The 26,703-nt window shown below is 35.5% G+C and carries 17 protein-coding genes; 8 read left to right on the forward strand and 9 right to left on the reverse strand.

Translation table 11 applies throughout. From position 1 onward, the window contains the following. Positions 1-64 precede the first annotated feature (64 nt). The 9 genes from QLQ95_RS00800 to QLQ95_RS00840 form a co-directional block, all read right to left on the reverse strand. Entirely contained in the window at positions 65-811 is a 747-nt protein-coding gene (locus QLQ95_RS00800) for a sulfite exporter TauE/SafE family protein (protein ID WP_482502214.1), read from the reverse strand. A gap of 148 nt (positions 812-959) precedes the next feature. Then, on the reverse strand, positions 960-2,132 hold the full coding sequence (locus tag QLQ95_RS00805) for a molybdopterin molybdotransferase MoeA (RefSeq protein WP_428237337.1): 1,173 nt from the start codon (positions 2,130-2,132) through the stop codon (positions 960-962). Between the two features lie 163 nt (positions 2,133-2,295). Continuing rightward, positions 2,296-2,550: a DUF6755 family protein gene (locus QLQ95_RS00810; RefSeq protein WP_428237336.1), complete on the reverse strand. Its 255-nt coding sequence runs from the start codon at positions 2,548-2,550 to the stop codon at positions 2,296-2,298. Between the two features lie 12 nt (positions 2,551-2,562). Beyond that, entirely contained in the window at positions 2,563-3,075 is a 513-nt protein-coding gene (locus QLQ95_RS00815) for a Rieske (2Fe-2S) protein (RefSeq protein WP_427874633.1), read from the reverse strand. A 10-nt stretch (positions 3,076-3,085) separates the two neighbouring features. After that, on the reverse strand, positions 3,086-3,655 hold the full coding sequence (locus tag QLQ95_RS00820) for a 4Fe-4S dicluster domain-containing protein (protein WP_428237335.1): 570 nt from the start codon (positions 3,653-3,655) through the stop codon (positions 3,086-3,088). 17 nt (positions 3,656-3,672) lie between these two features. Beyond that, the gene (locus tag QLQ95_RS00825) at positions 3,673-5,889 is read right to left on the reverse strand and encodes a molybdopterin oxidoreductase family protein (protein WP_095930444.1); all 2,217 of its coding nucleotides are present in this window, start codon (positions 5,887-5,889) and stop codon (positions 3,673-3,675) included. Positions 5,890-6,035: 146 nt separating this feature from the next. Next, positions 6,036-7,085 carry an MFS transporter gene (locus QLQ95_RS00830; protein WP_095930554.1) on the reverse strand — a complete coding sequence of 350 codons (1,050 nt, stop codon included), beginning with the start codon at positions 7,083-7,085 and terminating at the stop codon, positions 6,036-6,038. 29 nt (positions 7,086-7,114) lie between these two features. Beyond that, entirely contained in the window at positions 7,115-8,707 is a 1,593-nt protein-coding gene (locus tag QLQ95_RS00835; protein WP_095930443.1) for a magnesium transporter MgtE N-terminal domain-containing protein, read from the reverse strand. 16 nt (positions 8,708-8,723) lie between these two features. Further along, positions 8,724-10,202 carry an MFS transporter gene (locus tag QLQ95_RS00840; RefSeq protein ID WP_095930442.1) on the reverse strand — a complete coding sequence of 493 codons (1,479 nt, stop codon included), beginning with the start codon at positions 10,200-10,202 and terminating at the stop codon, positions 8,724-8,726. A gap of 980 nt (positions 10,203-11,182) precedes the next feature. On the opposite strand from QLQ95_RS00840, the gene QLQ95_RS00845 reads away from it, so the two are divergent. From QLQ95_RS00845 to QLQ95_RS00880, 8 genes are all read left to right on the forward strand, one after another. After that, positions 11,183-14,314 (forward strand): SusC/RagA family TonB-linked outer membrane protein, encoded by a 3,132-nt coding sequence (locus QLQ95_RS00845; RefSeq protein WP_482502217.1) that lies wholly within the window; start codon positions 11,183-11,185, stop codon positions 14,312-14,314. 15 nt (positions 14,315-14,329) lie between these two features. Beyond that, a complete protein-coding gene (locus QLQ95_RS00850) occupies positions 14,330-15,802 on the forward strand; it encodes a RagB/SusD family nutrient uptake outer membrane protein (RefSeq protein ID WP_095930440.1) in 1,473 nt (490 codons plus the stop codon). Between the two features lie 31 nt (positions 15,803-15,833). After that, complete coding sequence (locus QLQ95_RS00855) at positions 15,834-17,750, forward strand: arylsulfatase (RefSeq protein ID WP_482502219.1); 1,917 nt, start codon at positions 15,834-15,836, stop codon at positions 17,748-17,750. Between the two features lie 233 nt (positions 17,751-17,983). Then, a complete protein-coding gene (locus tag QLQ95_RS00860; protein ID WP_095930438.1) occupies positions 17,984-19,039 on the forward strand; it encodes a sterol desaturase family protein in 1,056 nt (351 codons plus the stop codon). Between the two features lie 11 nt (positions 19,040-19,050). Beyond that, a complete protein-coding gene (locus QLQ95_RS00865) occupies positions 19,051-19,767 on the forward strand; it encodes a thioredoxin domain-containing protein (protein WP_095930437.1) in 717 nt (238 codons plus the stop codon). Positions 19,768-19,942: 175 nt separating this feature from the next. Next, entirely contained in the window at positions 19,943-21,562 is a 1,620-nt protein-coding gene (locus tag QLQ95_RS00870) for a sulfatase-like hydrolase/transferase (protein ID WP_095930436.1), read from the forward strand. A 123-nt stretch (positions 21,563-21,685) separates the two neighbouring features. Beyond that, positions 21,686-22,945 carry a YeiH family protein gene (locus tag QLQ95_RS00875; RefSeq protein WP_095930553.1) on the forward strand — a complete coding sequence of 420 codons (1,260 nt, stop codon included), beginning with the start codon at positions 21,686-21,688 and terminating at the stop codon, positions 22,943-22,945. A gap of 707 nt (positions 22,946-23,652) precedes the next feature. Beyond that, positions 23,653-26,700 carry a SusC/RagA family TonB-linked outer membrane protein gene (locus QLQ95_RS00880; RefSeq protein WP_095930435.1) on the forward strand — a complete coding sequence of 1,016 codons (3,048 nt, stop codon included), beginning with the start codon at positions 23,653-23,655 and terminating at the stop codon, positions 26,698-26,700. Positions 26,701-26,703 lie beyond the last annotated feature (3 nt).

The following is a 26,703-nucleotide window of genomic DNA, read 5'->3' on the forward strand; positions in this document are numbered from 1 at the left end:
TTGCTATTTTAAAAACCGCTTTTACAAAACCTTGCATGCTTTGCGGTTAAATTCAATTTTATTTTCAAGGAAAAATCAATTTAACACTTGCCATTAAAATCACTGTTCCTAATACCATTTTTAATGTTCTGTTGGAGAAAGACCCACTTCCGTAAAAACCTCCTAACATTCCTCCTACTACAGCAATTGGAACGAGATAAAAACTTTCCAACGGAATCGTTTTTCCTCCTAAAAAGAACCCCAACATTCCAGCAAATGAATTCACAAAAATGAATAAACTCGATATTGCTGCCGATTCTTTTACTGATGCCCATCCTAAAAACAATAGAATCGGACTTAGAATAATTCCACCGCCAATTCCCAGCATTCCAGATAATAACCCGATGGCAAAACCAATTGCCAAAGCAAATGGAAGATTTATTTTTACTTCTTCTTTTTCTTTAAAATTAAAAACTCCAAACAATCTCAAAGCTGCAAAAACCAATACAATTCCTAAAACAATTTTATAAATCGCATTATCTAAGGTTATAAAACCGCCAATAAACGCCGCTGGAATCGATGCTATCGCAAACGGGTAAAAGAGCTTTGGTTTGAAATAATTGTTTTTATAATAAAACAAAAATGAAATACTCGAAACAAACAAATTCAACAGCAAAGCCGATGGTTTCATTACAGAAACCGGAAAAGCAAAAATGCTCATCAATGCCAAATATCCCGATGCTCCGCCGTGCCCTACGCTTGAATATAAAAATGCTATTATAATTAAGGCAAAACTGAATAATAGTATATTTTCGGAAGTTAGGAGATTCATGTATTTTGTTTTATTTGTTTCAAGTTTAAAGTTTCAAGTTTATTGCTATGTGTTTTTATTTATATAGCGCTTTTCGTTTATTATCCAAAAATCTTTATTCTTTATTCTTTATTCTTTATTCTTTATTCTTTATTCTATCTAAAAAACTCTAATCAATTGGTAGAATCGTTACCGACTCGCCTTTTTTGATATTTTCAACATCTTCTGGTACTATTACTAATCCGTTCGCTACAGCAAAAGAATTTAGCATTGCAGAACTTTGTCCATCTAAAATTTCAACACTTGTTTCATTATATAATGCTTTTAAAAAAAGTGTTTTACCTGTGTTATTTACGATGTCGTTGTCTAATTTTCGAACAATCTTTGACAAATGTGCATTAGAAAATCCCATTCGGTTTTTGACTGCTAGATAGACATAAATATAAAAATTTGTCAGAGACGAAGCGGGGTTTCCAGGAAGCGCAAAAACCAAAGTATCTTTTTTAGAACCAAAAAACATTGGTTTTCCAGGTTTTTGATTGATCTTGTAAAAAAGCTCTTCTACTCCATTTTTCAACAAAGCTTCTTTTACAAAATCATAATCCCCAACAGAAATTCCGCCAGATATAAGCACAATATCATTCTTTTTCAGAATAGACTGCAAGGCTTTTTTTGTTGCTTTTAAATTGTCTTTAACAGTATGAACTTTAATTTTATTAATTCCAATAGTCTGCAGTGCAGCTTGAAGCATTAAAGAGTTACTTTCGTAAATTTTACCTTTTGAAAGTTTTTTTCCTGGTTTTACTAATTCATTTCCTGTGACTAAAATAGCCACTTTTGGTTTTTTATAAACTGTTATTTCTGTAATTCCTAAACACGCTAAAAAACCAATTGCCGCCGGCGTAATCAATGTATTAGCTTCAAAAACAACATCATTTGCTTTTATCTGTTCGCCTTTGTTTCTTACATTGGCAAATGGTTCTGGCATTTTTGCAATCAAAATTGAATCTTCGCTTGCCATTACATGTTCCTGCATAACCACGGTATCTGCATCATTAGGAACATACGCACCAGTAAAAATACGAACAGCTTCTGTCGGTTTCAATTTGAAATTGGAATGATCTCCAGCTTGCGAAATACCAACAATATCATATTGATGTCGAATGCCGTGCTTAAATGCGTATCCATCCATGGCCGATTGGCGGAATGGAGGCATATTGATTGGCGAAATTACTTTTTCTGCTAAAACATATCCCAGTGCTTTGCTGACAGGAATACTTTTCAAAGGCATTTTAGTACTATTCGCTTCAATAATTGCTATGGCTTCTTCAACTTTAATCATTATCGGTATGTATTAAAAAGCAAAAAATACTTATTACAAATATAAGTACTTTTACTTAGTTTGAATTATTAATAATCTTAATTCTTTTAAAAAATATAAATTTAATGCATTTACCGTTAATTGATTTAGAAAAAACCAAAATATCTTTAAGAAATTAAGGATTTTATTTTCTTTCTTTTTTGAAATTTCCCTTAGGAAGATAATACAACCATGAAAAACCAATAAGAAACAGGATTGCCGAAGCGATAAATGCAGGTACTAAAATTTCTTTATTGTTATCTAATGCATTATTTAGAGAAGCATACAAAAGCCATATTTGTATACTGACGTTTAAAATTAAAATAAATATAAGTGTTGAAAGTATGTTATTTAACTTATTTGGGTTTGAATTGTTCTGACCTGTTCTAAAATTACTCATATCTTTATTTTTTTAGCTATCCTTTTTCTCAATAAATGCTTTCACAAAAACAGCATTTTCTTTAAAAACTACTTCTAATTGTGGCAAAGCTCTTGGCGGTGGTCCTGCGATTACATCTCCCGTCATGGCATCAAATGAACCTTCGTGACAAGGACAATGTATAATTCCAGTTCCAGGTTTGTAGAATACTGAACAAGAAAGATGTGTACACTTTTGTTCGTATGCTTTAAACTCACCATTTTCTAAGTGAATCAAAATATACGGAATCGTACTTCCTTCCAAAACAAAACCTCTTGTACCACCTACAGGAACATCTTCTTTATTGCAAATAAAATGCTCGCCCTGAACTTCTTCTTTTGGCAATAAAAATGCTTTTGCAGTTACAAAACCGCTTCCAACCATTAATCCGCCAGAAACAAACGTTAAGAATTTAGCAAAATCGCGTCGGCTGACCTGAGTGGATTCTTGTTTTTTTATCGGAAAATCTTTTTTCCAGTTTTGATTTAAGTTATCTTCTTTAGACATGACTCGAAATTTAATAAATTCTTAATTCTGTACTTCCTTTTGGCATCATAATGTTGACTTTAGTCTTAACTTTCTCTTTGCCAAAAATGAAATTATTAATTGGTGTGCTATTGGGTCTCATTTCTTCTATTTCATTTCTTGTTCCGTAAAACAAAGCCCCACTTGGACATACGGTTGCACACATTGGTTTTTTGCCAACACTTGTTCTGTCGTAACACATTGTACATTTCATCATCAAATCGTATTCTTCGACTTTTTTTGGAACACCAAAAGGACAGGCCATTACACAATTTGAGCAGCCAATACATCTTTCTGTATTGGCAGTGTGCACGACTCCAAATTCGTCCTGAGAAATGGCATCTGCAGGACAAACATTGGCACAAACAGGATCTTCACAATGCATACAAACCTGCACTGTGGTTTGAATTGTGGCAGCACGATCAACATAATTTACACTGATCAAAGTTTGCTGACCATTTGTTTCACATTCAGCACAGGCCATTTCACAGGCTTTACAGCCAATGCAGCGTTGCATATCTACAAAAAATTCCTCGTTGGTATTAAAATTGGTTAAATTCATAAGTTCTTTTTTACAGATTAAACGCTTGCATACGCATCAGATTCGTTAGAAGGCGGGGCCATTGTTCCCAGCGGTTCTAATTGGCACGCACAAACTTTAAATTCGGGCATTTTAGAAACAGGATCCAGCGTAGCAATAGTTAATTGATTTGCTGATTTTAATCCTGGCCAGTGATAGGGTACAAAAACAGTATCCTGTCTAATTGTTTCTACAATATTTGCTGGAAAAATTCCTTCTCCTCTTCTTGTTGATACCTTCACTAATTCTCTTTGTTTTATTCCGTATTTTGTTGCCAGTTCTGGATGAATTTCTACGAATGGTTCAGGAAATTGATCTACTAATTTTCCAATTCTACGGGTTTGCGTTCCGCTCAAATATTGAGAAACCACTCGCCCAGTAGTCAAAGTAATCGGATATGCATTATCTGTCACTTCACTTGGCAATCTATAGGGCGCTGGGTTAAAATGCGCTTTTCCATCTGGAGTTTTAAACTTTTTATCTTCCCATAATCTTGGAGTTCCTGGATGCTCTTCTGTCGGGCAAGGCCAAAAAACTCCCATATTATCTTCGACTTTTTTATAAGAAATTCCGAAATAATCTGCTGTACCTCCTTTCGAGGCCAATCGAAGTTCATTAAAAATGGCTTCGCTATTGTCATAGGTAAATTTATCTTCTTCTCCCAATCTTTTAGCAATTTCTAATAGTATCGAAGTATCTGTTCGTGCTTCTCCTGGAGGCGTTACAGCTTGTCTAACTCTTATAACACGTCCTTCTGCAGAAGTTGTGGTTCCTTCTTCTTCTTCCTGTAAAGAGCCTGCCAAAACAATATCGGCGTGGCGGGCAGTCTCATTTAAAAAGAAATCGATGCAAACATAAAACTCTAACTTTTCCAGCGCTTCTCGCACATAACTATTATTTGGAAGAGAAACTAATGGATTAAAACAAATCGAAAGTAAACCTTTGATTTCTCCTCTATGAATAGCATCAATTATTTCATAAGCCGAAAGTCCTTTTCCGGGCATATCTTTTTCATCAATACCCCAAACTTCAGATATGTATTTACGATGTTCTGGATTTTCTATATCTCTATTTCCTGGCAACTGGTCGCATTTATGACCGTGTTCCCTTCCACCCTGTCCATTTCCTTGTCCGGTTATTGTTCCATATCCACAATATGGTCTTCCAATTCTTCCTGTAGCCAAAACTAAATTGATACACCCCACCACATTATCTACTCCTTTAGAATGCTGTTCGATGCCTCGCGCATGAAGTAAAAAACTTGTCTTAGCTTTACCCCATAATTCTGCTGCTTCCCTAATTTTATTTTTATCAATTCCTGTTATTTCCTCTGCCCATTCTAATGTATAATCTTTCACAGCGTCTATCGTTTCCTGAAAACCTGATGTGTAATTATCTATAAAATCATGATCTAACATGTCGTGGTCTACCAAATATTTCAACATGGCACCGTACAAAGCAGAATCTGTTCCAGGTCTTATATCCAAATGAATGTCTGCTGTTCTGGCCAACGGAATCATCCTTGGATCGATTACAATTAGTTTGGCACCACGGTCTCTTGCTTTCCAAATCCAGTGTGTTAATGTTGGAAAAGTTTCGCTAATATTTGCTCCTGTAACAATAATTACTTCGGCATATTCGAGATCTGAATAATTATTTGAAGCACGATCTAAACCAAAAGCTTTTTTATTGCCCGCACCAGCGCTCACCATACAAAGTCTTCCGTTATAATCTAGATTCTTTGTTTTAAGGGCTACGCGCGCAAATTTTCCGACCAAATAACTTTTTTCGTTACTCAGTGATACTCCTGAAAGCATTGAAAAAGCATCTTTTCCATATTTTTCCTGAATTCGTTTTATTTCCGCAACAGTTTTATCCATTGCATCATCCCATGATATTTTTTCAAAACCTTTTCCTTCAACTCTTTGTATAGGATGTAAAAGTCGGTCAGGGTGATTGTTCTGAAGATAACGTTGTACACCTTTTGGACACAAACGACCTTCGTTAAAAGGAAATTCCATCCAAGGTTCAAAACCAACCACCTTATTTTCTTTAACTAATAATTGAATACCACACTGCATTCCGCAAAAACAACAATGTGTTTTTACAACCTCATCTGGTTCATCTCTTCCTTCATAACCGTCAAGAGGCGCGTAATTTTTATGCGGTCCGAAAACTTCTATGATTTTTTCTGCTGATACTGGTAATTTTGCCATGCTTATTTTGTTTTTTTGTTTAAAGTTTCAGGTTTCAAGCTATCCACAGATTGTGCAACTTGGAAACCTAAAACAGGAAACTATATTTTTATTTGAAGTTTGAAGTTTCGCACAAACTTGAAGCGTTAAACCTGAAACTTTTAAAATTACCCAAATAACTTACCGCCCTGCGATCTGGCTTTTAAATGTGCCTGAGCCAATCGTGATCTTTTACCTTCTGGACTTAAATCGAGATGAGAAGTTCCGTCTTCATGTGTAAAATCAAATCCCAACTGATTAGTCACGATTTTTAAATCATCAATATGAAGTTTTGTTGCGAACTCTTCTCCTGTATGCGGACAAACGGCCATTCCTTTTTTAATGCCTTCCTGTTTGTAAATGTGTGCACCAATTTGTGCCGGACGCTGAATAATGTGGAAGAATTTTCCAAAGGGAATCCAAATCAAAAACATGATAACTGTTACGGCATGAATTACAGCTAAGAAGTCATAAGCAAAACCTTTCATAAACTGATAGGAATACGTCAGACATAAACCCGTTACTGAAATTGCAATCAATAAAATTAGAGGCAGCAAATCGCCTTCAAAAGTTTGTGTTGCAATTAATCCCGGATTGGTTAATCTTCTTCTTAAGTAATAAACCGAGCCAATAATTACAAGCCATGAAGACCAGTTTAAGGCATGAAATATTAAGAATGCAAGAAACGATCCTATTTCAAAATCCATCATATTAAATCCAAAAAAATGTGCTTCGTAAATCGAAATAGAATTAGGAGCCAATGTAAAATGGATCCATCCAAATGTAAGCGGTATTGTAATGGCAAAAGCTGACAGACAACCTAATGCAATACAAAAATGCGCAAACCAGCGATATTTACTTCTCGGATAAATAAATTTCTGAACGACAATATTCTGCACCGATTCTTTTCCTAAAAACCATAAATGAGAAAATACTTTTCCAGTAAATAGAAATTTTATACTTCGTTTAAAGTACATCCATGTTGGAGGACGCTGCAGCCAAACGGTATATCTATAAACGATTCCGAAGAAGGCGAATATCGTTCCAAAAAGGTATGTTACAAGTGCTGCATCAAAATTTTGTAATTCTCTCGAACCATAAAATACAAACACAACTGTAAGTATAGAAACAGCCGAAGCAACCAGTAAAGCTTTGGTATTATATGTTTTGTTATTCATCATTAACTAAAAATTTATTGATTACTTATTTAACTTGGTTTTTCGCAATTTTTACGATTGTAGAACCACCAGTTGATACCTGTAGCTAAAAGGGTAAAAAGACAGACACCTATAAAAAACTGATTTACAGTGCCATTTGCTGAAATATTATTCCCTATTAACTTAGAGAATATAAAAGGTCCAAAAGCAGCAATGGCAGCAGTCCAACCAATAACTCCCGCTGCCTGACGCGGATTTTCTTTAAAAATAATTGGATATTGTCTAAATGTTCCTGCATTTCCAATACCTGTAAAAAAGAACATTCCTAAAATTACAGTTACAAAAAGCGGAAACTGATCCATACTTGTCGGCGCTACCAGACCTTGTGTTACTAAAAGTATTGATCCTGCTAAAATTCCTAAGCCTGTTATAGTCGTTAATATAGCACCTCCAACTTTATCGGCCACAAATCCGAAAGCTATTCTGCTGGCAGAACCAATTAGTGGACCATAAAATGCATATACCAAAGGATCTGGTGCATTGGGAAAATCGCCATATAAAAATTTAATCATAAGAGGAAATGCTGCAGACAAACCGGCAAATGTCCCAAAAGTCATTACATAAGTAATTGTACAGTACCAAGTATGTTTATTCGAAAAAATATCTAATTGCTCTTTTACAGAAGCTTTCATCGGAATACTTTTCAAATAAAACCAGCTTACAAATGCCATAAGTATTAAAAATGGCGCAAACCAAAATGCAGCAGACTGTAGATAAATTGGTTTGTTTTTAACAGCCGAATTTTCGGGGCTCAAATTGTTCAGTACTTTTTCGGCTAATTTAGGGTTAGCGTTTGCAATTGCTTTTGCCTTAGCCTTAAGCGGAAGTGACGAAAAAATAACTGCATTATCTTGAGAATTAACTGCCGTGCTAACAGAATCTACAATATTCTTTTTCACATTAGATAAGATTCGAGCCTGAACTTCTGTGTCTAAAGAAGCAAAAACTTCTTTTTGTTTCTGCCCTGATGAATTTTCAAATACCGTTATGGTTTCTTTTGGGTCAATACTCGTAAATACTGTCGAAGCTCCAAAAATTCCGACACTAATTACTAAAGGCGTAACAAATTGTGCGAGAGAAACTCCAAAGTTTCCAATTCCTGCCTGAATCCCAAGAGCAGTTCCTTTTAATCTTTGCGGAAAAAACAAACTTGTACTTGGCATATAAGAAGAAAAATCTCCTCCACCAAAACCTGTAGTAAATGCTAAAACTGCAAAAACCCAAAATGGCGTATTTACATCCATAATTGCAAAACCAATTCCGATTACGGGAATTAATTTAATTGCTGTCGCAAAAGATACAATATGACGAGTTCCAAATATTGGAAGCAGAAAGGTGTGAATAATTCTTAATAACCCTGCCGCCAACCCTGGAATTGCAGTTAACCAAAAAAGCTGATCTTTAGAAAAACTAAATCCTAAACCAGGCAATTTTACTGCAATAACACTCATCATAAACCAGGAAGCAAATGATAATGTTAAAGTAATTGTTGTTATAATTAAAGTTCTCCATGCTATTTTACTTCCGTCAGAATTCCAATATGCTTCATCTTCTGGGTTCCATTTTTCTAACCAAGTTTTCATCTTTATTTTATTTAAATTATTGATTATCTTCTATTTGTCTTACAAAATTTGGTGATTTTGTTCTCATAGCTTTTATGATTGTGCGGTGCATCCATACCAGACAAAGCACAGAAACTAGAAATATAAAAATCCATGAACTGGTCCAGAGTCCAGTATAGGTAAGGAGATATCCAAAGATTATGGGACCTAAAAACCCTCCTAAACCGCCTATTAAACCAACCATTCCGCCTACTACACCAACTTCATTTGGAAAATACTCTGGAATGTGTTTGTAGACTGCTGCTTTACCAATTCCCCAAGAAATGCCTATCAGGATTACCAGAACGAGATAAACCCAAAGATTGGCACTGAAATTAATTTGCGTAATGCCATGAGCTAATAATTCTTTCTTTTTAACCTCCTGATTTTGCTCTACAACAATTTCTTGCCATGATTTCTTTACAGGAAAAACAGAAGATTCGCTGTTAGTTTCTAAATCTTTTTTACTGTTGATTTGATGTTTTTTCCCGTTTACAATTATTTCATTTGCAGTAATTTCTGTAACTGTTCCGTTGGTAAGAGACATAACGCCAGGACCAGCGGTAATGATTTCCATCTTTGGAAACATCAACAAAAAGCTAATTATAATTGAAGATCCTAAAACCCAATACATCACTTTTCGGGCTCCGAATTTATCTGACAGATAGCCTCCTAGAGCTCTAATTACGCCAGACGGCAAACTGAACATTGTGGCAAACATTCCTCCCAAGACTAAACTTGTACCGTACACATTCACAAAGTTTGGAAGAAGCCATTGCGAATAGGCAACAAAAAACCCGAAAACTAAGAAGTAATAGGCACCGAATCTCCAGACTCTGGCTTTTTTAAGGGGCGACATTAGTTCGCCAATAGTTTTTGATACTACCTGATTGGTTTTGTTTTTAGCAAAAACAATAAACAGGATTCCTATAAGTACTAATGTTACTCCATAAATAACAGGAAGCATTTTCCAGCCGTTAGTAGGATCATCCTCTGATAAAATATTTAATAAAGTGGGCGCTATAAAAGTAGTCACTGCTGCACCTGCATTTCCCATTCCGAAAATCCCTAAAGCCCTGCCTTGCCATTCTTTAGGATACCAAATTGAGGTATAACCTATTCCGACAGCAAAGCTGGTACCTACTAAGCCAAAGAAAAAACTAAGGATGGCAAAAGTCCAGAAAGAATCTGCAAATGGCATTAAAAAAAGCGGAATTGAACAAAGTAATAATAAAGCAGAAAAAATAACTTTCCCTCCATATTTATCCGTTAAAATCCCGATTGGAAGTCTGAATATAGAGCCTGAAAGAATTGGAATTCCTAAAAGCCAACCAATTTCTACAACAGTGAAATTAAATATTCCCTTATCAGCCAAAAAAGTAATCAAAACGCCGTTTAAAGTCCAACAAGCAAAACAAATTGTAAAAGCAAGTGTGTTAAGGAATAAAATTCTGTGAGACTGAGATAGATTACCCATAAATAGAAAATTACTTTGATTTAGATTGAGAATACTATTCCTCAATTACAAAGCAAAACTACAGGGTTAAATTCTTACTAAAAATGACAAATATCATATTAAGGATAAAAAGGTATTTTACTAAAATAAAACGTTAATTATTGAAAAATAAATATTTATAAAACAACCAATTGCAACACAAAGAAAGAATATGTGCTCTATTATTTTTTTATAAATTAATATTATAAAGATGGTTTTCAGACGTTTTAAGAGCTCCATTTTACGTCTTAGGTACTCTTATATTTATAAAAAAAGGGTATAAATACTACATTTTTTACTTTATTTCTAATTTTAAATTTAACATTTCTGTGAATCAATAATTTAGCACGAAATCAATTGAAATAAGGCATTTCAAGAGAATCAATTCTTTAGATTATAAACTAAACAAATATTTTTTTGAAAAAAACTTTACAAACTTTTGGTTTTTATTATATAAAATTTAACTTTGTCTATAGGATTAGTAGAGTTTAAGATAATATTTCAAACTATAAAAATTATTATTGTGAAAACAACAGAAAGCATATCGCGTTACATTCTTCCTAAAAAATACACTTATAGCACTATTTGTTATATGTGTTTCTGTTGTTAATAATCTACTTTTATTTTGTTTGCCTTTAGAATACATATCAAAGCAAATCAAAAAAAACACCACCAAAAATATTTACTGAATTTTAACCAAAAATCTCTCCGATGCATTCAATTGTGTTGGATTAGATTCTTGAAATCATACCTATTATTCAACAAATTAAATAACCAACAACTAAAAGAAACTAAAATGAAAACATTGCAAACCTGTTGCTGTAAATAAAAAAAGCCATTTCTGCGGCAACAGAAATGGCAAGGCTTAAAGAACATTTATCACTAAATCAAGAACACTTTTAGAGTGCTGTATAAACAGTGCTCAGGGCGTCTTGTTAATTACTTAAAACCAACACAAAGAAATGAAAAAAAAGTTAAACATACACATACTGCTGTTTCTACTCTTCCTAACGGCAGGAATACAAGCCCAGAATACCACCCCGCTTATACAATCAAAATTAGACGGAACTGTTGTAGATGACATTACAAATCAGCCCATTATCGGCGCTTCTGTAACCATTAAAGGAACAACTCACGGCGTTGTTACAGATGCAGAAGGAAAATTTTATTTTCAGACGGGACAGAAATTTCCTTACACTTTGATTGTAACTTACATCGGATATAAAAAAATAGAAGTAATTGTTGAGAAAAATCCAGTAATCATTAACCTTAAAGAAGAACGCCAAGAGCTAGACGAATTGGTTGTTGTGGGTTACGGAACTCAAAAAAGAAAAGACATTACAGGTTCTGTATCATCGGTTCCAAAAGCCAATTTATCTCAGGTCACTTCTTCGGCAGATAATCTTTTAAGAGGCGCTGTAGCTGGAGTTGTAGTTACACAAAGTTCTGGTCGTCCAGGCGCTTCTTCAAGTGTCCGCATTCGCGGAGGAAACTCTATTACTGCTGGTAACGAACCGCTATATGTTGTTGATGGAATTTTAATTTATAATGATAACAGCAATAGTGGCGCTGGAGTAACTTATGCCGGAGCAAGTGTAAATGTTCTGTCAACTATTAACCCTGCTGATATTGAATCGATAGAAGTTCTTAAAGATGCATCGGCAACAGCAATTTATGGTTCGCGTGGTGCAAATGGAGTTGTAATTATTACTACTAAAAAAGGAACAAAAGGACAAGATAATATTTCGTACCAAGGCTATTTCGGATTCCAGAATATTTCAAAAAAACTAAAACTAATGAATGCCAGCGAATGGGCAAGTTTAAGAAACGACGTTCAGGCAAGTATTGGTCAAGCACCTTCCTTTTCTCCATCTCAAATCGAAGCTTTAAAAACTTCTGGAAATTACGATTGGCAGTCTGCAGCATTTATCACTGCGGCACCCGTTCAAAGTCATAATCTATCTTTTTCTGGTGGTGATGAAAAATCTAGATATGCGGTTTCTGCAGGTTATTTTCATCAAGATGGTATTGTTTTAGGTTCTGATTTTAAACGTATTTCACTTCGAGTTAACTACGAAAGAAATTATTCTCAGAAATTCAAATTTGGCGTAAATGCAAATTATACTAACTCAATTGCAAATGGAGTTGGTACAAATGGCGGTGCGGCAGCAGGACGAAATCCGAACCCACTTGTTAGCGTGCTCTTAACAGCTCCTGTTGTTCCTATTAAAAATGCAGACGGAAGCTACAATGTAACTAACAATCCTTACGCAACTTCTGTAAATGGTTATATTCCGAACGCAATTAACGATTTGGATAATACAACTAACGAAACCAAATTAAACAGAATCCTAACCAGTTTATTTGGCGAGTATAAATTCAATAAAGAATTAACTGCAAAAGTTGCGGTTAGCGGTGATGTTTTAAATACAAAACAAAACTATTACGCGCCATCAAACACTACTACAGGAGCAGGAACAAAAGGTTTGGCTTCTATTGGTGAAAGGTCAGTTGGTTCTGTTTTAAATGAAAACACGCTTAATTACAACACTCATTTTGGCGAAAATCATAAATTTTCTGCTTTGGGAGGTTATACGCTTCAATATACCAAAGGCGAAGTTGTAAATGCTGGAGCTCAAACTTTTGTTAATGATGCCAATACTTATAATGCTATTCAAGATGGTGTACCTGTAAAACCTTATAGTGATGCTTACGAAAGCGTACTAAAATCTTGGTTAGCGAGAGTGAATTATTCTTATAAAGGAAAATACAACTTTACGCTTTCTGGGCGTGCAGATGGTTCTTCTAGATTTGGTTCAGAATCACTTTGGGGTTATTTTCCTTCTGCCGGATTTTCATGGAATATTACAGATGAAGAATTTGCTAATAACATTAAAGGCGTAACAGAAGCTAAACTGAGAATTACAGCGGGAACAACAGGAAACCAAGAAATTGGAAATTATCTTCCGTTAGCTTCTATGGGATCTGTAAATTACTCTTTTGGAGGAACTTTATACACCGGTTTAGCTCCTACCCGATTGGCCAATCCAGATTTGAAATGGGAAAAAACAAATCAGTATAACGTTGGTTTGGATTTATCCTTATTAGACCGAAAAATCAATTTTGTTTTTGATGTATATTACAAAAAAACAAAAGACCTGTTAATCAACGTTCCTGTGCCGTTGAGTTCAGGTTATGCGACAGTGCTTCAGAACATTGGAGGAGTTGAAAATAAAGGTTTTGAGGTTGGTTTAACAACAGAAAATATAAAAACAGAAAACTTCGCTTGGAACTCCAATATCGTATTTTCTTTAAACCGAAACAAAGTTACTGAGATCGGAAATGGTGTAAACGAATTTTTCCCAGTAGTTCCAAATGGTTCTTTGCTACAGCAACAGCCTGTTATTGTTAAAGTAGGTTTGCCTTTGGGAAGTTTCTGGGGATATAAAACCAATGGAATTTTTCAGACTCAGGAAGAAGTTAATACACAGCCAAAAATCAATAGTTTAGCGAACACAAAAGTGGGTGACAGAAAATATGTGGATACCAACGGAGATGGCGTTATTACAGCTCTTGACAAAGGAAATCTAGGCACTTCTCAGCCAAAATTTGTTGGAAGTTTCAGTAACACCATTTCATACAATGATTTTGATTTGAATTTCTCTTTTCAAGGAGCGTACGGCGGAAAAATCTTCAATGCTTTAAATCAGCAGTTAGAAATTTCGACTCTTGGAACCAATGCCGCGTCTACATTGAATGACCGTTGGACACCAACCAATCCGAGCAACGAAATCCCGAGAGCCTCTAGTTCTCCTCTTGGAATTGTTTCTGAGCGCTACGTAGAAGATGCTTCTTTCTTACGATTAAAACTAATAACATTAGGATACACGTTGCCAAAAAGCGTTTCTAAAAAACTGGGAACCAAGAGTGTAAAAATCTACATCTCAGCAGAAAACCTCATCACGTGGACGAAATATACTGGCTATGATCCAGAGGTAAGTTCATACGAACAAAACAACTTATATCCAGGAATTGATTTTGGTTCTTATCCAAACTCCAAAACATTCATTTCGGGCTTGAACGTAACTTTCTAAGTAAAAAAATATATAATGAAAAAGATAATTATAACATTCCTTTTAAGTGCCGGTCTATTAGTATCGTGCGCTGATCTTGAGGTAACACCAACCTCTTTTGTAACCGAAGACAATTATTTTGTCACGCAAGATGATGCTACTGCAAGTGTAACTGCAGTTTACGCTTCTTTAAGCCTTGATCCAGGCGAGCAGAGTTTGTTTGGTAGAAACCTTTATTTCTTAACAGATATGGGTTCTGATTATGCTGCTGCAGGAGTTTCGGCAACCAATCCGCAAGTTAGAGCTTTGAGCAGTTTAACGCATGATGCTACTTCAGATCGTGTTCAAGTGGCTTGGAGACAAATTTATAACGGAATCAACAGAGCCAATGTTTCTATTGATAATATTCCGAAAGTATCAGGTTCAGACATTATCAAAACCAGATTGATCAATGAAGCCAAATTTATTAGAGCCCTTTTGTACTTTCAAGCAGTTCGTCTTTGGGGCGGTGTTCCAATTGTTTTGCACGAAGCGACTTCTATCAATTTGGGAGATCTAAAAACCAATCGCTCTACGGTTGACGAAGTGTACAATCAAATTATTAAAGACTTGACAGATGCTGAAGCTCTTCCAAAAACGTATACTACAGCAGATGCTGGGCGCGCTACATCGGGAGCTGCAAAAGCGATTTTAGCAAAAGTATATCTGACTAGAAAAGACTGGCCAAATGCCATTGCAAAATCTAGAGAAGTAATTGATGGAGGTTATGGATACGCGTTGTTTGAAGATTTCCAAGATATTTTCACTAAAACAAAAAAGAACGGAAAAGAGCATATTTTCTCGGTTCAATTTGAGCCAAATCAAGCAGGAAATGGTTCTAGCGGAAGTACTTTTCAGGCAACTTCTTTTACTGGATTTACCGCAACAGAACCAGCAGATATTATCTCAGATGTTGCTTTATTTTATGATATTTATGCGCCTGGTGACAAAAGAAGAGATGTGAGTTATGCCAAACAATTGCTTAATCCGTCAACGGGAACACTTTATACTTTTCCGAAACCAATCTTCAAAAAATACTTGGATTTGTCTAATCTGGCGACACCTTCAAACGTAGCAATCAACTTTCCTGTTATTCGCTATGCCGACATCCTTTTGTCTTTAGCGGAAGCGATAAATGAACAAGGCGGACCAACTGCAGAAGCTTACGAATTAATCAATCAAGTTCGCAGAAGAGCTTTTGGAAAACCAATTACAACTCCAGATGCTTCTGTCGATTTAGTTGGATTAAATCAGACCTCTTTTAGAGCAGCAATTCAAGAAGAGCGTAAAAAAGAATTTGTTCAAGAAGGACAACGCTGGTACGATTTGGTAAGATGGGGAACATTGGTTACTGAAGTGAAAAAAGTTACAGCCAAAAACTCAGTTTCAGAACGAAATAATCTGTATCCAATTCCGCAAAGCGAAAGAAATATCAACCCTGACGGATTACCTCAGAATCCTGGATATTAATTAAAACCATATAACTAAAAAACTATAAAAAATGAAAAATTTAAAAAATAGCATTTCAATCAAAGGCTCTAAGAAAGGGCTTTTGATTACTGCTGTCCTAATTGCACAATTAGGATTTGCACAGGACAAACAAGAATTTAAGGGTACAATTGGTAAAACTTTAGCTGATTCTAAAGAATATTGGCCAGATCCTGTAACGGCTCCAAAAGGCGCTCCGAATATTGTTTGGATTCTTTTAGACGATGTTGGATTTGGAGCTTCAAGCACTTTTGGAGGTTTAATCAACACTCCTACTTTTGATAATCTGGCAAATAATGGTTTGCGTTATACCAACTTCCATACAACAGCAATTTGCGCCCCTACCCGTGCGGCTTTATTGACTGGTAGAAACTCAGGAAGAGTTCACGTTAGTGGATTTTCTCATACTATTTTATCCGCAGGTTTCCCAGGCTGGGACGGAAGAATTCCTTCTGATAAAGGAACAATTGCAGAGATTCTTCGCGATAATGGATACAACACTTTTGCTGTTGGAAAATATGGCGTTACGCCAGACGAGGAAGCCTCAGATGCTGGTCCGTTTGACCGTTGGCCAACTGGAAAAGGTTTCGATCATTTCTACGGATTCTTAGGTTCTCAAACCGATCAATACAATCCTGATTTGGTAGAAGATCAAGTTCATATTAAACCTGACGGACGTCATTTGAATGAATTGATTACAGACAAAGCCATCAGTTACATCCAAAAACAACAAAAAGCAGCACCAGGAAAACCGTTCTTCTTGTACTATGCGCCAGGAGCTGTTCACGCACCTCATCAGGTTGCTGAAAAATGGGTTGAACCATATAAAGGAAAATTTGACGAAGGATGGGATGTTTACCGCGAAAAGGTATTGGCAAACCAAAAGAAATTGGGAATCTTTCCTCAAAATGCTGGACTGCCAGATCGTAACGCTTTAATTACGGAATGGAAAAAATTAACTCCAGACCAAAAGAAAGTATACGCAAGATTCATGGAAGTTTACGCAGGATTCTTAACCTATACCGATTATGAAATTGGACGAGTTGTAAATTATCTAAAAGAAAGCGGACAGCTGGATAATACCTTGATTTTTGTAGCAATTGGTGATAATGGAGCAAGTAAAGAAGGAACTTTACAAGGAACAATCAATCAGAGTTTGTTTGCTCAAGGAAAAACAGATGAAGAGAATTTCCAAAGCAATTTAAATAATATTGGAGAAATCGGAACAGCAAAAGGTCTAAATACCAATTATCCTTTAGGATGGGCGCTAGCAACCAATGCTCCTTTCAAAAACTGGAAACAAGATGCGCATTCAGAAGGTGGAACTCGTAATCCGTTGATTGTTTTTTATCCAAACGGAATTAAAGATAAAGGCGGAATCAGAAATCAATACAGCCACGTAACCGATTTGCTTCCAACTACATTGGCTATTGCAGGAATTAAAGCTCCAGAATATATCAAAGGAATCAAACAAGATATTATTCAAGGATCTTCTTTCCAAGCTTCTTTAGATAATCCGAAAGCCGAATCATTGCACAAAGTACAGTATTACTACATTTTTGGAAACAGAGCAATCTACAAAGATGGATGGAAAGCTTCTGCAGCACATTTACCAGATTCTTTTGCTGTGAAAAAATCTTTAGGAAGCAACGAAAAACCTGCTCCGAGCAACTTCGATACCGATGTTTGGGAACTGTATAACCTAAACGAAGATTTCAACGAACGTAATAATCTGGCAAAAAAATATCCTGAAAAACTAGCTGAACTTAAAAAATTATTTGACGAACAGGCAAAAGAAAACAATGTGTATCCGTTGATTGACTGGCAGGATGTTTACAACAGAAGAATTCACAATACTGGTGCCGACAAAGGAAAAACAGTTTCTGACTTAATCAAACAAGCAACTAAACCTGGAGGAACCAATAACTAATTATCGAACCTGCAAGGTTTCAAAAACCTTGTAGGTTTAAATTAAAAGCTTAAAAAAAACATCCTTACAAGGTTTGAAAAACCTCGCAGGATATAAAACGAAGAATTATGAAACGAGTAGATTATGAAATTATAGGAAAAAAGATTGTCGTTGGGATAATCTTGTTTTTAGTTCCACTGGCGATTCTGGCTGGCGGATTAGCAGTAGTAAATCAATTTTTAAAATAAGAAATCATGGCTATAGTTCAAAAAGAAAAATTAACGAGAGACTTAACGATAAGTTTCTTCATTTATTCATTGCCTGTAGTGGCAATTTACCTTTATTTTAAATTAACGGGTGGCGCTGTAAGTGAATCGCATATTACACTGCCTTCGTTTTTAGAATTTGCACAACCCGTTTTTGCCAATATCAGAACTTGGGGATTAACAGTATTTATGCTTGTTTTGGGAGTTATCGAATTTGCAGCAGGTTTATACGATGATGAATGGACTGGCGAAGAACGCAAAATAGATATCGTTTGTTTCTTAGCGCCAAAACTTCTTTTGCCTCCTGTAATTGCTTTTTTTAGTTTAACTGCTTTACCTTATTTACTGCCAAACTTAGCAAACTCATTATCATGGGTTCCGTTTTGGGGAGGCTTTTTCTTAATTGCCATTGCAGACGATTTAACGCAATATTGGTATCATAGATTGCATCATCAAGTTCCGTTTTTATGGCGTTTTCATAGAACACACCATTCAGCTCCGTATATGGGAATGGCGATGGCTTCTAGACAAAACTTTATTTATACACTTTTCTTTTCTCAAATTTATTTGACAGCAACTTTAACCTATTTAGGTTTAGGTCTTCCTGCTTTATTTGTTTTAGTAATCAAAAGTTTCATCACTTTGGGAGCGCATTCAAGCATTCCATGGGACAAACCTTTTTACAAATACAAAGTATTACACCCGATTGCATGGGTTTTAGAAAGACTGATTTCTACTCCTGCAACGCATCACGCGCACCATGCTGATACAAGCGGAGATGGCGTTGGTCATTTTAAAGGAAACTTCGGGAACATGTTTTTTATCTGGGATGTTATTTTCGGAACAGGGTTAATTACACGTCAATACCCTAAATCATTCGGAACAAAATCATACAAACAAGAAGAATGGTACGCACAGTTTCTTTGGCCAATTTTTAAATCTAAAAAAGAAGGCAGTTCTCTTGCCGAGGGAGTATTATCGCTTCCGCTAAAACCAAAAACGGTTACCGAAGAAACTCCATCACCTGTATTAGAACAAGTTTAATACTTCTAGATATGAAAAATCAAATCTTAAAAAACAGTATAACAGCAATTGCCTTTTTATGGGCAGTTGCTGCTTTTTCGCAAAATGAAAGTCACAGCTCATTGTCGTTAGATTCATTTTATTCGAAAATAAAAAGTCAAAAAAATCCGCAGATTGTTGATGCCAGAACTTCTGAAGAATTTGCCTTGAATCATATTGAAGGCGCTGTAAACTTTAATCTTCAATCAGAAAACTACGCGCAATCTGTTGCTAAATTAGATAAAACTAAACCCGTTTTTATTTATTCTATCGGAGCTGGTCGAAGTGTTGCTTTAGAAAAAGAATTATTAAAAAATGGCTTTTCTGAAGCCTATAGTTTAGAGGGCGGAATTGCCAACTGGATCGGAAACGGAAAACCTTTTTATTCCAATCTAAAAAGCAAATTGTCATTGGCAGAATTCAATAAAATCATTGCCGACAACAAAACGGTTTTGGTTGATATTGGTTCCAAATACTGCGCGCCTTGTAAAAAAGTAAAACCAGTTTTAGAAACCATCAGATCTGAATACGGAACCAATTTAAAAATCGTAGAAATTGAATTGGAAGACAGTCCGCAAGTTATTGCCGATTTAAAAACAGTAAAAGTTTTTCCGACTTTGATCTTGTATGAAAATGGAAAAATTGTTTTTAAGAAAGAAGGCATCAATGATTTGAAGAGTGAAGTTGATGTTGCATTGGCTTCTAAGTAGTCTCGAAACTTTTTACAATTACGTAACCATAATATTGTCATTTCGACGAAGGAGAAATCTTCGCAAGAAGCTCTACAAAGATTGGATATTCGTTGAGGAGTTACTCGTGAAGATTTCTCCTTCGTCGAAATGACAAAAAAAATCAATTCCACTCAAACCCAACCAAAAACCATACATGGCAACCTATAAAAAAATAACCAAAATTGTAATTCCCATTTTACTAGTGCTTCTCATTCTAGCAGCATTTTTATTCTGGCCTATTAACACTGACGGAACATTAGTCAAAGAAGATCAAAAACTTGCCGAAGGGAAAAAAGCTTTTTTAGCTTCAAAAGCTCCATCTGATTCAACAGTAAAAAAGACGAATATCATTATTCTCCTTGCCGATGATTTAGGCAAATATGATATTTCGCTCTACGGCGGAAAATCGACTCCTACTCCACAGATTGATTCTTTGGCTGCTTCGGGAGTAACTTTTACCGACGGATATGCATCGGCCGCAATTTGTTCGCCCTCTCGTGCGGGTTTGATTACAGGAAGATATCAGGAACGTTTTGGACATGAATATCAGCCAGGAGATCGCTATCCGAAGAACAATCTCGAATATTATGCCTTCAAATATTTGGTGAATACTAATAATTGGAGATTAAATGATAAAATCGAATATCCAAACGATGCTTCAATTGAAACACAAGGACTTCCGAAATCTGAAATCACTTTTGCCGACTTAGCCAAAAGACAAGGTTACGCTACAGGAATTATTGGAAAATGGCATTTGGGACATAATAAAGGATTTTTTCCTCTGGACCGTGGTTTCGATTATCATTACGGCTTTTATCAGGCGTTCTCCTTATTTGCTCCAGAAGATAATAATCCAGACATCATCAATCATCATCATAAAGATTTTACCGATAAAATGATTTGGGGCAAAGGTCGTGTCGGAATTGGACAGATTCGCCGAGATAGCACAATCATTGATGAAAAAGCCTATTTAACAGAAAAATTTGCAGAAGAAGCTGAAGCTTTTATTGATAAAAATAAATCTAAACCTTTCTTACTTTATATTCCGTTTAATGCGCCACATACACCATTTCAGGTTCGTAAAAAATATTACGATCGTTTTCCGAATGTAAAAGACGAAAACAAACGCGTTTATTTTGCCATGATCAGCGCTTTAGACGATGCAATTGGAAGAATCCGCGAAAAAGTCAAAAAGGAAGGTCTTGAAGAAAATACCTTAATTGTTTTTGCCAGCGATAACGGTGGTGCCGACTATACTTTTGCGACAACAAATGCACCTTTAAAAGGCGGTAAATTTTCTCATTTTGAAGGCGGAATCAATGTTCCTTTTGCACTTTCGTGGAAAGGAAAAGTCAAACCTCATACTGTTTACAAAAATCCTATAAGCACTCTAGATATTTTCACAACCATTGCATCAGCGATTGGTTCTGATTTACCAAAAGATCGAGTTTATGACGGAGTTGATTTAGTAAAAACGGTAAATGAAAATAAAGTAGCGCACAAAGATTTATATTGGCGTTCGGGCGATGCAAAAGCTATTAGAAGCGGCGACTGGAAATTAGTCATCAGCGGAAGAACCCATGAAAAATGGCTCTACAACCTTGCTTCTGACAAATTTGAAAAAACAGACCTCTCACAAAAAAATCCTGAAAAAGTAAAGGAATTACAAGCCGCTTTACAAAACTGGGAAAAAGGATTAATTAAGCCGCTTTGGCCTAATTTAACCTATTACGAATTTGACTTTGGCAAACAAAAATACTTTGTCGATTTGTAATATTTAAATACAAATACTCAACTCCTGCAAGGTTTCCAGAGCCTTGTAGGTTTGTTTGAACTACTCGAATAATTACTTAATACCTACAAGGCTTTGGAAACCTTGCAGGAAAGCAAACATACAATGTCAACCTCAACAAAATTAACTATCCACGAAGATTGGACCGTCGTTATTCTCGGTTTTCTAATTATCGGAATCTCTCTCTTTATTTTTCTGCCAGAAGTTCCTGTTTTTAAATGGACAAATGGAACAGACTTAATAAACAATGTTTTCGAAATTAAAAACATTCAAACAATTAGTCTTCAATTCCTTTATTTTATTTCTATCGGAACAATCGGCACTTTTTTAGTTGGAAAATCAATTAAAAATTTCATTTACGGATTTCCAATCATCTATATCCTGACCATAATCGCCATAATCATTGCAGGAAATTCTGAAGTAAAAGCGCTAAATCTAGAAGCAGTTATTTTCAGTTTAGTCATCGGATTGATTATTGGAAATTTCTTCCAACTTCCAGAATGGTTTCGTTCTACTTTATCAACCGAACTTTTTGTCAAAATCGGATTGGTTTTATTGGGAACGAGTGTTATTTTTTCTGATATTTTAAAAGCGGGATCATTAGGTTTAATTCAAGCTTTGATCGTAGTTTTATCCGTTTGGTATTTTGCCTTCTGGTTATGTAAAAAACTAAAAGTCGACGACGAATTGACCATGATGATCTCAAGCGCCGTTTCTATCTGCGGTGTTTCGGCTGCGATTGCAACTTCGGGCGCTATAAAAGGAGATTCTAAAAAACTGTCTTATGTCATTTCGATGGTTTTAGTAACTGCAATTCCCATGATGATTTTTATGCCCATCATTGCCCGTCATTTTAATTTTCCCGAAGAAGTTACGGGCGCTTGGCTTGGCGGAAGTATTGATACTTCTGGAGCTGTCGTTGCATCTGGGACTTTGGTTGGCGAAACAGCTTTAAAAATAAGTACAATTGTCAAATTCTCTCAAAATGTATTATTGGGTATAGCCGCATTTGCCATTTCTATTTATTGGACCTACACTCATAATCAGTCTTCTGAAATTCAAAAAACGAAACCAACTCTCGGCGTAATTTGGGAGCGTTTTCCAAAGTTTGTCATTGGTTTTATTGCAGCTTCTATTGTTTTTTCGTTTTTTGTTGCACCAGAAACTCGCGATGAACTAAAAGAAAGTTTAAAAAATCTCCAAGGACTTTGGTTTGCATTGGCTTTTACAAGTATTGGATTGGAAACCAATTTTAAAGATTTGCTTCAAAACAATAGCCGAAAACCTTTAATTGCATTTCTCGCTGCGCAATTTTTTAATATCCTTATAACATTGATTATCGCTTTTTTGCTTTTTAAACCTTAAAAATAGCATTACTATTCTATATCAAACCCGACAGGTTTTTAAAACCTGTCGGGTTTAGTTTTATAATTCAAACATCAAGCTTAAAAAAGCAAGTAAAAACTGTATAAACAAAATAGTTTAAATCTATTTTTATTTTTTAAAACAAAAACACTAAACAACTAATTTACAATCACTTAAAAATATTTAAAATATATTTCGCATTCTTTAAATATACTTTTCCTCAAAAAAATTAAATAATCTTTTGGTTTTCATTATAATAAAATTAACTTTGTCTATAGGATTAGTAGAGTTTAAACAATAAAGAACTACATTTTGAAAACAACAGCTTACACATCGCATTACATTCTTCCTGAAAAATTCACACATAACACTTTTTGTTATATGTGCATGTGCTGTTAAAAATCCAATCTCCGTTTTCGTTTCTTATCGAAAATAAAATCACAAACTAAATTACATCTTGGCAACAAACGATTAATACCTAAAGTATTGAACGATTAACTATGTCAAAACCATATTAACTAAAAAAAATAATAACTAAACAAGATTACAAAATGAAAATAATGCACTGCCCTATCCTTTCATAGTAAAAACCATTTCTGCGGCAACAGAAATGGCAAGACTCAAAGAACATTTATCACTAAAGAAAGCCTTCGGAAATTGGAAAACCAAGTTTCCGTACTGCTTTATTATTTAAATCCAAAAAAGTAATGAACAAGCAATTACATGCCTTTTTGTGGCTTTTTGTATTCTTAATTTCGATCGGAATTAAAGCACAAAATACACAGCCCTTAATTAATTCAACCTTAAATGGTACCGTTGTAGATCAAGTTACCAATCAGCCCATTCCTGGCGTAACTATTCAGATCAAAGGAACAACTCATAGTTCTGTAACCGATTTAGACGGAAAATTCTATTTTCAGACAGGACAAAAATTTCCTTATACTTTAATCGTAAGCTATTTAGGCTACGTTACCGCAGAACATATCGCAACCAAAGATTTTATTCAGATTTCATTAAAAGAAGATGTGAAGGAATTGAATGAAATTGTAATTATTGGATACGGAAGCACTTCTAAAAAAGATTATACTGGAGCTGCCGAAACCGTAGCCCAAATGTCCTTAAAAGCAACTCAAAAAACGCTTGAAAGTTCACTTCAAGGTTCTGTTGCGGGTGTTAACGTAACACAAACTTCGGGTCAGCCGGGCGCTGGTATGAGCATTCGTATTCGTGGAGGAAGTTCGATTCAGGGCGGAAATGAGCCTTTATATGTAATCGACGGCTTTCCATTATACAATTCAGAAGTCACTTCTGGTGTTTTGAGCGGTACGCCAACCAATCCGCTTTCTACTATAAATCCGTCAGACATCGAATCGATTACGGTTTTAAAAGACGCTTCTTCAACAGCCATTTACGGTTCTAGAGGAGCAAACGGAGTTGTTATTATCACAACCAAAAAAGGTTCAAATACTGCTACCACTGTAAATTATGATTTTACAATTGGCCAACAGTCAGTTCGTAAAAAAGTTGATGTGTTAGACGCCCAAGGTTTTTCGAGATTAAGAAATGCCGCTTTATACGATTCTAATCCAGCGGGCGGAACAAACCAATATCTGAGTGATGCACAAATTGCGCAATTAGGAAAAGGAACCGACTGGCAAGATGCGGCTTTCCAAAAAGGACTGACACAAAATCATCAATTAAGTGTTTCTGGCGGAAACAATCAGACCAAATATGCGGTTTCTGGAAACTATTACAATCAGGAAGGAATTATAAAAAATACAGGTTTTGAACGTTTCAGCGGACGTGTTAATTTAAATTCAAAAATAAGCAGTAAAGCGAGATTTGGTTTGAACTTAACAATTGCCGAAACCAAATCTAAAGTGGCTCCGAGCGGTTTGGTTACAGCGTTATTGAGTATGCCTCCAACGGCAACGATTTACGAACCAGACGGAAGTTATACTTTAAGAAATCCGTTTGAAAATATTTTTGCCAATCCAATCGCAACGTTAAACGAACGTAAAAATCAATCTATTACCGATCGTATTTTAGGAACTATTTACGGCGAATATGATATTTTGAAAAATTTGGTTTTGAAAGTTTCTTTTGGAACCGATATGATTTTCAACAAAGAAAAAAGTTATCTCCCATCTAGCATTTATGAAGGTTCTATTACCAACGGAGAAGGAAAAATTGGAACTGCCGATTCTAGAAGCTGGTTAAACGAAAACACCTTAACGTATACAACAATAATTGGCGAAAAACACCATTTGAATGCTTTGGCGGGTTATACACAGCAAAGTTCATCCAGAGAATTTAATACTTCTGGATCGCAGCAATATGTAAATGATATTACTTCTTACTACAGTTTACAAAGCGGAAATGTGGCTTTAATGCCAACTTCTGGCGAAAGCACTTGGGCGCTGAATTCGTTTTTATCGAGGGTAAATTATAATTATGATTCCAAATATTTCTTAACAGGAAGTATTAGAGCCGATGGTTCTTCTCGTTTTGGAAAAGACAATAAATGGGGTTATTTCCCTTCTGTTGCCGCAGCTTGGCAGATTAGTAACGAATCGTTTTTTAATCCTGTAAAAGACGTTATCAATAGTTTAAAAATCAGAACAAGCTGGGGTGCTACAGGAAATCAGGAAATTGGAGAATACCAGTCTTTATCTACTTTGACAAGTGTAAAATATCTTTTTGGAGATCAGATTTATACCGGTTTTACGCCTACGCGAATTGCAAACGACAATTTAGGATGGGAATTAACCAATCAGTTTGATGCTGGAGTTGATGTTGGCTTCTTTAATGATAAATTGAATTTGACAATTGATGTCTATCGCAAAACCACTAAAGATTTATTGTTAGACGTTCAGCTTCCGTACACAACGGGATTTACTTCTTCTCTTCAGAATTTTGGATCTGTTCGTAATCAGGGAATTGAATTTGGGCTTAATGCCTCTCTTGGAAATACTGCTTTTTCATGGACATCGAACTTTAATATTGCCTTTAACCAAAACAAAATTATTGCTTTAGGAAATGGTGCTGAATTTTACACTTTTGGAAACTATATTTTAAAAGTGGGCCAGTCTTTAGGAACTTTCTATGGCGCGGTTACTGACGGAATTTTACAGACAGATGAAGTCGCGACAAAAGGAGTTTATACAGGAAATGCAACGCCAAAAGCGGGAGATCGCTTGTATAAAGACATTAACGGAGACGGAGCGTTTACAACCGCAGCAGATAGAACTAGCATTGGTGATGCACAGCCCGATTTTGTTTTCGGATTCTCTAATAATTTCACTTACCGAGGTTTTGAATTGGCCATTTTAGTGAATGGTTCTGTTGGAAATAAAATCCTGAACGGAAACCTACAGGCTCTGGAATTATACAACGGACAGCAAAATGCGTCAACCTCAGCTTTAGATGCTTGGACACCAACAAATCCGAGTAATACAACGCCAAGAGCAAAATTAGATCCTGCACCAGTTTTTTCTAATCGATTTGTTGAAGATGGTTCTTTTGTGAGATTAAAAAACATTGCTTTAAGCTATAATCTTCCAAAAAAAATATCAGAGAAATTAAGTTTGACCTCAGTAAAATTCCGTGTTATCGGAGAGAACTTATTAACGTGGACAAAATACACAGGTTACGATCCTGAAGTAACAAACGGAACGACAATTTCTCCGGGAACAGATACTGGAATTTATCCTGCTTCTAAAACAATCTCAGGCGGATTAATCGTAACATTCTAAAAG

The organism is Flavobacterium sp. B330r, from assembly GCF_056824325.1.